General features: G+C 65.2%; 7 protein-coding genes. All 7 read right to left on the bottom strand.

Features of this window, described 5'->3' with window-relative positions; all coding sequences use genetic code 11:
• Nucleotides 1-1,918: sensor histidine kinase KdpD (locus tag EOA28_RS16770; protein WP_148670737.1), on the bottom strand; the 1,918-nt coding region annotated here is incomplete at its 3' end.
• A 53-nt stretch (nucleotides 1,919-1,971) separates the two neighbouring features.
• A complete protein-coding gene (gene kdpC / locus EOA28_RS16765) occupies nucleotides 1,972-2,535 on the bottom strand; it encodes a potassium-transporting ATPase subunit KdpC (RefSeq protein ID WP_127249497.1) in 564 nt (187 codons plus the stop codon).
• A 12-nt stretch (nucleotides 2,536-2,547) separates the two neighbouring features.
• The gene (gene kdpB, locus EOA28_RS16760) at nucleotides 2,548-4,641 is read right to left on the bottom strand and encodes a potassium-transporting ATPase subunit KdpB (protein ID WP_128315065.1); all 2,094 of its coding nucleotides are present in this window, start codon (nucleotides 4,639-4,641) and stop codon (nucleotides 2,548-2,550) included.
• Complete coding sequence (locus EOA28_RS16755) at nucleotides 4,638-4,892, bottom strand: hypothetical protein (RefSeq protein ID WP_245484045.1); 255 nt, start codon at nucleotides 4,890-4,892, stop codon at nucleotides 4,638-4,640. Before EOA28_RS16755 ends, kdpB begins: the two co-directional genes overlap by 4 nt.
• Nucleotides 4,876-6,579 carry a potassium-transporting ATPase subunit KdpA gene (gene kdpA / locus EOA28_RS16750; protein ID WP_127249494.1) on the bottom strand — a complete coding sequence of 568 codons (1,704 nt, stop codon included), beginning with the start codon at nucleotides 6,577-6,579 and terminating at the stop codon, nucleotides 4,876-4,878. Before kdpA ends, EOA28_RS16755 begins: the two co-directional genes overlap by 17 nt.
• Nucleotides 6,580-6,612: 33 nt before the next feature.
• On the bottom strand, nucleotides 6,613-6,702 hold the full coding sequence (locus EOA28_RS16745; protein WP_040990279.1) for a K(+)-transporting ATPase subunit F: 90 nt from the start codon (nucleotides 6,700-6,702) through the stop codon (nucleotides 6,613-6,615).
• A gap of 636 nt (nucleotides 6,703-7,338) precedes the next feature.
• A partial coding sequence (locus EOA28_RS16740) for an amidase family protein (protein ID WP_148670736.1) occupies nucleotides 7,339-8,092 on the bottom strand: 754 nt, incomplete at its 5' end.

Raw genomic sequence — 8,092 nt, 5'->3', positions numbered from 1 at the left:
AGGCGTCGAGCAGGCGCTGCTGCTCGGGCGTCAGCAGCGGTCCCTGCTTGTCATTGTGGAGGCGGGCCACGCCGATCGCTGTCCGCCCAGTCCGCAAAGGCAGATAGAGCCGTTTTGCGCCGGGCAAGGTGTCGGCGCCGCGGCCGGCTGCGCGGTTGTGCTCCCAGGCCCAGCGGGCGGCCGCGATATCGGCCTCGGCCAGGGTATCGTCCGGCGGATAGCCGGCCTTGACGGTGATGGTGCCGTTTTCCGGCAAAAGCAGCACGACGCGGACCTTCAACATCGAGGCGATCTGGAAGGCGGTGGCCCACAGCACGTCGTCGAGCGTGCCGGCGCCGGCGAGCTTCTTGGAAAAGGAATAGATATCCTCGGTGGCGCGCGCCCGCGAGCGCGCGGCGACAGCCTGGCGCTGCACGCGCGCCGTCAGATTGCTGGCGATCACGGCGACGACGAGGAAGACCACAAAGGCAACGATGCTTTCCGGGTCCCGGATCGTCAGCGTGTACCGCGGCTCGAGGAAGAAGAAGTTGAAGGCAAGCGCGCTCACGAAACAGGCATAGAGCGCCGGCCAGAGCCCGAAGGTGACCGCCGACGTCAGCACCGCCAGAAGCAGGACGCTGGCGAGATTGCGGACGTCGAGGAACTGGTCGAGGATCGAGCTGACGGCCAGCGCGCCGGCGACATAGACGGTCGAGATCAGATAGGGCCAGATCTGGAAAGGCTTTTGCTCGGGCGCGGCCTTGAGCCGCGTCGAGGGCGTATCGGTATCACGCTCGGCGCCGGAAATGACATGGACGCTGATGTCGCCGGCATTGCGGATCAGATCATAGGTGAGCGAGCCCTCGATCAGCTCGCGCCAGCGCGAACGGGTAGGCCGGCCGATGACGATATGGGTAAAATTGTTGGCGGTCGCGTGGCGCACGATGTCCTGGGCGACGTTCTGGCCGGGGAGGGTGGTGATCTCGGCGCCGAGCTGCTCGGCAAGGCGCAGGTTCCTGGCCAGGCGATCCTTGTCTTCCTCGGACATGCCGGCCAAACGCGGCGTGTCGATGTGAAGCGCCGTCCAGGGCGCGCGCAGCCGGTCGGCGAGCCGGCGCGCATAGCGGATGCGGGCCGCGCCGCCAGGTTGCGAGTCGACGCAGACGAGCACCCGCTCGCCGGCCGCCCAGGGACCGGGAATGGCGTGCGACTGCATGTGGTTGAGCAACTGTTCGTCGACGCGCTGGGCGGTGCGGCGCAGCGCCAGCTCGCGCAGCGCCGTCAGATTGCCCGGTGAGAAATAATTCTCGATGGCGCGCTGCGCGGTGTTGGGGAAATAGACCTTGCCGTCATGCAGCCGCTTGATGAGGTCGTCGGGGGTGAGATCGATGACCTCGATGTCGTCGGCCTCGTCGATGATGGAATCGGGGACCGTCTCGCGCACCCTGACGCGCGTGATCTGGGCGACGACGTCGTTCAGGCTCTCGACATGCTGGATGTTCAGCGTGGTGTAGACGTCGATGCCCTGAGCCAGGATCTCCTGGACGTCGAGATAGCGCTTGGGATGCCGGCTGCCTGGCGCGTTGGTGTGGGCAAGCTCGTCGACCAGGACGAGGTCGGGGCGGCGCTTCAGGATGGCGTCGATATCCATCTCGTCCAAGGTCTGGCCGCGATAGTCGACCAGTCGGCGCGGGATCACCTCGTAGCCGTCGACCAGCGCCTGGGTTTCCTTGCGGCCATGCGTCTCGACGATGCCGATGACGACATCGACGCCGTCGGCGCGGCGGGCGCGGCCCGCCATCAGCATCTCGTAGGTCTTGCCGACGCCGGGTGCCGCGCCAAGGAATATGCGCAGGCGGCCGCGGCCCTCGCGCTCGGCATGCTCCAGCAGCGCGTCGGGGGAGGGGCGGTTCTCGGAGTCGGTCCGGTCGTCGGGCATCAGTCCAATCATGGATTGCGCCGGGGACCGTGTCGATCCCCGGCGCGCGTGGATCACTTCAGCTCGTCCAGCGCCAGGTTCAGCGCCAGCACATTGACCACTGGCTCGCCGAGGACGCCAAGCTCGCGAGCTTCGACATGGCCGTCGACGAGCGCCTTGACCTTGGCCTCGTCAACACCGCGGGCCTTGGCGACGCGCGGCACCTGGAAATAGGCGGCCTCGGGGCTGATGTCGGGATCGAGGCCGCTGCCGGAGGTCGTGACCAGGTCCATCGGCACCGGCGCGTTCGGGTTCTCGGCCTTCAGCTTCTCGGCGTCACCCTTGATGCGGTCGATCAGTTTCGCGTTTGTCGGGCCGAGATTCGAGCCGCTGGAGGCCGTCGCATTGTAGCCGTCGCCGGCGGCCGACGGCCGGCCGTGGAAATAGCGGTCGCCGGCAAAGGCCTGGCCGATCAGGCTGGAGCCGATGACCTTTCCGTCCTTCTCGATCAGGCTGCCATTGGCCCGGCTCGGGAACAGCGCCTGGGCGATGCCGGTCATGCCGATCGGATAGATCAGGCCGGTCAGCACCGTGAAGAAGACGATCATGACAAAAGCGGGTCTGAGTTGCTTGAACATCGGGATAAATCCTTATGCGAGGCCGAGGGCCGTGACGATCAGGTCGATCGCCTTGATGCCGACGAAAGGCACGATGATGCCGCCGAGGCCGTAGACGAGCAGGTTGCGGGTGAGCAGCGAGCCGGCGCCGATGGCACGATATTTCACGCCCTTCAGCGACAGCGGGATCAGCGCGATGATGATCAGCGCGTTGAAGATGATGGCCGACAGGATGGCGCTCTGCGGCGTCGCCAGATGCATGATGTTGAGCGCCTGCAGCGGACCGGTGGACTGGCCGGGCGCGACATAGAAGACCGCGAACATCGCCGGGATGATGGCGAAGTACTTGGCCACGTCGTTGGCGATCGAGAAGGTCGTCAGTGAGCCGCGCGTCATCAACAGCGCCTTGCCGATCTCGACGATCTCGATCAGCTTGGTCGGGTCGCTGTCGAGGTCGACCATGTTGCCGGCCTCGCGCGCGGCGACCGTGCCGGTGTTCATGGCGACGCCGACATCGGCCTGGGCGAGCGCCGGCGCGTCATTGGTGCCGTCGCCGCACATCGCGACCAGCTTGCCCTTGGCCTGCTCCTCGCGGATCAGCGACAGCTTGTTCTCAGGCGTCGCCTGGGCAAGGAAGTCGTCGACGCCGGCTTCAGCGGCGATCGCGGCCGCGGTGAGCGGGTTGTCGCCGGTGATCATCACCGTGCGGATGCCCATCTTGCGCAGCTCGGCGAAACGCTCGGCTATGCCGCCCTTGACGATATCCTTGAGGTGGACGACGCCGAGCAGGCGTCCGTCTCGCTCGACAGCCAGCGGCGTGCCGCCGGCTTTGGCGATCTCGTCGGCAACGGCCTGGAGATCGCGGATGGTGTCGCTTGTCGGGCGCGTGCCGTGGGCTGCGACCGTCGCCTGGTTGACGTGATTGAGCACCGCATCGACGGCGCCCTTGCGCACCGACGAGCCGTCGATGTCGACGCCGCTCATGCGGGTCTGCGCGGTGAAGGGCACGAAGGCTGCGTGCAGGGTCGCCATGTCGCGGGCGCGGATGCCGTATTTCTCCTTGGCCAGCACGACGATCGAACGGCCTTCCGGCGTCTCGTCGGCGAGCGAGGCGAGCTGGGCGGCGTCGGCCAGCTCCTGTTCGGTGACGCCCTTGACCGGACGAAACTCGGTCGCCTGGCGGTTGCCGAGCGTGATGGTGCCGGTCTTGTCGAGCAGCAGCGTGTCGACGTCGCCGGCGGCCTCGACGGCGCGGCCGGACATGGCAAGCACGTTGAAGCGCACCAGCCGGTCCATGCCGGCGATGCCGATGGCCGACAGCAATGCGCCGATCGTGGTCGGGATCAGCGTCACGAACAGAGCAACCAGGATCGTCACCGGGATATAGCCGCCCGAATAGGAGGCGAAGCTCGGGATGGTCGCGGTCGCCAGCACGAAGATCAGCGTCATGCCGACGAGCAGGATGTTGAGCGCGATCTCGTTCGGCGTCTTCTGGCGCTCGGCGCCCTCGACCAGCGAGATCATGCGGTCGAGGAAGGTCTGGCCGGAGGCGGCGGAGATGCGCACGCGGATCCAGTCGGAAAGCACCTGGGTGCCGCCGGTGACAGCCGAACGGTCGCCGCCGGATTCGCGGATGACGGGCGCGGATTCGCCGGTGATCGCCGCCTCGTTGACGGAGGCCACGCCTTCGATCACCTCGCCGTCGGACGGGATGATGTCGCCGGCCTCGACCAGCACGACATCGCCGACCTTCAGGCTGGTGCCCGGCACCAGCTTGAATTTCGTGCGGTCGCCATTGCTGAGCAGCTTGGCCTGGGTCTCGGTGCGCGCCTTGCGCAGCGAGTCGGCCTGCGCCTTGCCGCGGCCTTCGGCGACTGCCTCGGCGAAATTCGCGAACAGCACGGTGAACCACAGCCAGATGATGATCTGCAGGGTGAAGCCGAGATCGCCGCCCCCGGCGATGAGATCCTTGACGAACAGAACGGTGGTGAGAGCTGAGACGACGGCGACGACGAACATCACCGGGTTCTTGACCAGCGTGCGCGGATCGAGCTTGCGGAAGGCGCCGCCGATAGCGGGCACCAGGATGCGGGCATCCAGAATGCTCGCGGATTTGGACTGGCTCATTTTTGGGCTCCAGTATCGGTTATGTTGGACGGCGCCGGGCGTTCGGTCTTCGGGAAGAGGTGCGGAAGACCGGAAGCCAGCAGCCACAGCACGAACAGCACGGCCGCCATGCCGAGAAAGGTTGAAAGCGTCGGGAAAGGACGAGGCTTCTCGTCCCTTCCGTTGTCAGGCGCTCCGTCACCGGTCTGGTGACCGTCGTGCCGACGTATGTCGTTGAGGCGTGGCATGGTCATCTCAGAAGGTCTGTCCATGGATCATCGCCAAATGCTCGACGATCGGGCCGACGGCGAGCGACGGGAAGAAGGTGAGGCCGCCGACGATGATGATGACGCCGACCAGCAGGCCGACGAACAGCGTGCCGTCGGTCGGGAAGGTGCCGGCCGAAGCGGGCACGGTCTTCTTCGCCGCCAGCGAGCCGGCAATGGCCAGAGCCGGGATGATGACCAGGAAGCGGCCCATCAGCATGCCGATTGCACCCGTGAGGTTGAACCAGGGTGTGTTGCCGGTGAGGCCGCCGAAGGCCGAGCCGTTGTTCGCGGCTGACGACGTGTAGGCATAGAGCACCTCGGAGAAGCCGTGCGGGCCGCCATTGGCCATCGAGGCCACGGCGCTCGGCAGGACCACGGCGATCGCCGTGAAGATCAGCATGGCCAGCGGCAGGCACAGGATGGCGAGCATTGCCATCTTGACCTCCCTGGCCTCGATCTTCTTGCCGAGATATTCCGGCGTACGGCCGACCATCAGACCGGCGACGAAGACGGCGATGACGACGAACATCAGGATGCCGTAGAAACCGGCGCCGACGCCGCCGACGATGACTTCGCCGAGCTGCATGTTGATGATTGGGATCATGCCGCCGAGCGCGGTGAAACTATCATGCATCGCGTTGACGGCGCCGCAGGAGGCTGAGGTGGTGATGACCGCGAACAAGGCCGACAGGGCGATGCCGAAGCGTGTCTCCTTGCCTTCCATGTTGCCGCCGTCGATGCCGAGCGCATGCACCAGCGGATTGCCGGCGGCCTCGGCCCAATAGCAGACGATGACGCCGGCGATGAACAGCACGCCCATCGAAGCGAGGATCGCCCAGCCCTGGCGCTGGTTGCCGACCATGCGGCCGAAGACGTTGGTGAGGCCGGCGCCGAGCACGAAGATGGTCAGCATCTGGACCATGTTCGAGATCGCGTCCGGATTCTCGAACGGATGCGCGGCATTGGCGTTGAAGAAGCCGCCGCCATTGGTTCCGAGCATCTTGATGGCGACCTGCGAGGCGACCGGTCCGAGCGCGATGGTCTGCTTGGCGCCTTCCAGCGTGGTGGCGTCGACATAAGGCCCAAGCGTCTGCGGAATGCCGAGCCAGACATAGACCAGCGTCAGCACGATACACATCGGCAGGAGCACGTAGAGCGTGCAGCGCGTCAGATCGACCCAGAAATTGCCGATCGACTTGCCCGAGGCACGAGCGAAGCCGCGGATCAGCGCGATCGCGATGGCGATGCCGGTGGCGGCCGAGACGAAATTCTGGACGGTGAAGCCCGCCATCTGCACGAGGTAGGACATCGTGCTTTCGCCGCCGTAATTCTGCCAGTTGGTGTTGGTGACGAAGCTCGCGGCGGTGTTGAAGGCGAGCTGCGGGTCGACCGCGGTCATGCCTGCGGGGTTGTAGGGCAGCACGCCCTGCAGCCGCTGCAGCGCATAAAGAACGAGGAAGCCGGCGAGATTGAAGAGCAGCATGCCTGTCGTGTAGACGGCCCAGTGTTGTTCCTCTCGCTCGTTGGTGCCAGCCAGGCGATAAAGGCCGCGTTCAATCGGAACCAGAACCGGTGAAAGAACAGTGCGATCGCCGTTGAACACGCGGTGCATATAGAAGCCGACCGGCTTAACGAGCGCGACGAGGATGCCGCAATAGAGAAGGATTTGTATCCAGCCGTAGATTGTCATTGTGATGGCTTTCCGTGCCTGGCGCCGGAACGTTCAGAAACGCTCGGGGCGGATGAGGGCGTAGGTGAGATAGGCGAGCAGGAACAAGGTCACCGCGCCGCCGAGAATGTAATCGAGAAGCATGATCCGACCCTTCCGCTTAGATTCTGTCGCAGGCTTTGACGTAGGCTAAGGACAGGGCGAAGAACAAAATCCCGATCCCGAGAACTATCAGGTCCATTGCAGGTCTTCCTTTTCCACTTTGTGTTTGCGGGCTCGCGGTGGCGGGCTCAAAACTGCACGCGGACGCTCGACACCTGGGCGGCAACGGCGATCAAAGCGTTTCTTCGAAGGAGATATGGACCCGATCGCCATAAAGGTTCGAGACGGAGCGGGCGGGAAAGATATAGGAATTTTATAGGGGTTTTGGCCGACCCGGCCTGCAGCTCCGGTTGGCTAATGTGCGTTGGCAGATCCATGCCTTTGGCGGTTGGCGGAGCCGCCTGCCGCGGTCGTCATCCACGGGCGGAGCAAGGAGCGTAGCGACGCGCGCAGACCCGAGGATCCATGCCGTAACTTGGAAGCGCCGCGGCGGTCCAGAATTCTGCACCGTTGCACGCTTCGGTCTCGGTGACGGAATGGATTCTAGGGTCTGCGCGCGTCGCTACGCTCCTTGCTCTGCCCTAGAATGACGAGGTTCAGGGGGCCTTCAGCTCATCACCAGCGTTTACGATGACTACCCCACCAGACATCGATAGCCTTGCCCGACAAGGTGATCGCCTACAGCGCCGGCCGTCGGCCTTTCCACGGAATCTCGCTTTCCAACTGCGTGGACAGCGCCAGCACCGTCGCCTCGTCGCCGTAACGGCCGACGAGCTGCACGCCGATCGGCACGCCGCCCGCCGATTGCCCGAGCGGCAGCGAGATCGCCGGCAGGCCGGAGATGTTGAAGGGGAAGTTGAAGACCGCGTCGCCCCATTTGGCGTTGTAGCTGTCGAGATCGGTCTCCGACATGTCGTAGTAGCCGAGCGGACGCGGCAGCTGAGTCAGTGTCGGGGTGATGAAGATGTCATAGGGGTTGAGGTCGCCGACGATATCGCGGCCGATCAGCCTCAGTTGCTCGACGTCGGAAACATGCTTGATGCCGCTGGTCGCACGGCCGCGCTCGATGACCGCCCAGGTCACCGGCTCGACATCCTTCGGTGTCACGGGGCGGCCGACCAGCGTTTCGAGGAAGCCGAAGGTGGCGGCCGTCTGCACGTTGGTCATGTCGGTGTAGGTTTTCCACGCCGCGTCGGTGTCGAGCGGCATGTCGTGCTCCTCGACGTCGTGGCCGAGACGTTCGAGCGCGGCGACCGTGGAAAGCACCGTCTGCTTGACTTCAGGATCTATCGCGGCGCCGTTCGGCGGCGTGACGGTAAAGCCGATGCGCAATTTCTTTGGGGCACGGGCGGAGAGGTTGAGCCAGCTTTCCGCCGGCGCCGGCGGCGTGTAGGCGTCGCCGGGCAGGGCGCCGGCCACCGCGTCGAGATAG

Origin of the sequence: Mesorhizobium sp. M2A.F.Ca.ET.067.02.1.1 (assembly GCF_004023285.1) — a bacterium.
In the GTDB taxonomy this organism is placed as follows: Bacteria; Pseudomonadota; Alphaproteobacteria; order Rhizobiales; family Rhizobiaceae; genus Mesorhizobium.
Note: the sequence above shows the minus strand (reverse complement) of the source record. Positions and strands in the feature narration are given on the sequence as shown.

Coding starts and splice junctions, on each gene's coding strand:
- EOA28_RS16755 (WP_245484045.1), bottom strand. CDS start 4,892: ATGGACAGACCTTCTGAGATGACCATGCCACGCCTCAACGACATACGT.
- kdpC (WP_127249497.1), bottom strand. CDS start 2,535: ATGTTCAAGCAACTCAGACCCGCTTTTGTCATGATCGTCTTCTTCACG.
- kdpA (WP_127249494.1), bottom strand. CDS start 6,579: ATGACAATCTACGGCTGGATACAAATCCTTCTCTATTGCGGCATCCTC.
- EOA28_RS16745 (WP_040990279.1), bottom strand. CDS start 6,702: ATGCTTCTCGATTACATTCTCGGCGGCGCGGTGACCTTGTTCCTGCTC.
- kdpB (WP_128315065.1), bottom strand. CDS start 4,641: ATGAGCCAGTCCAAATCCGCGAGCATTCTGGATGCCCGCATCCTGGTG.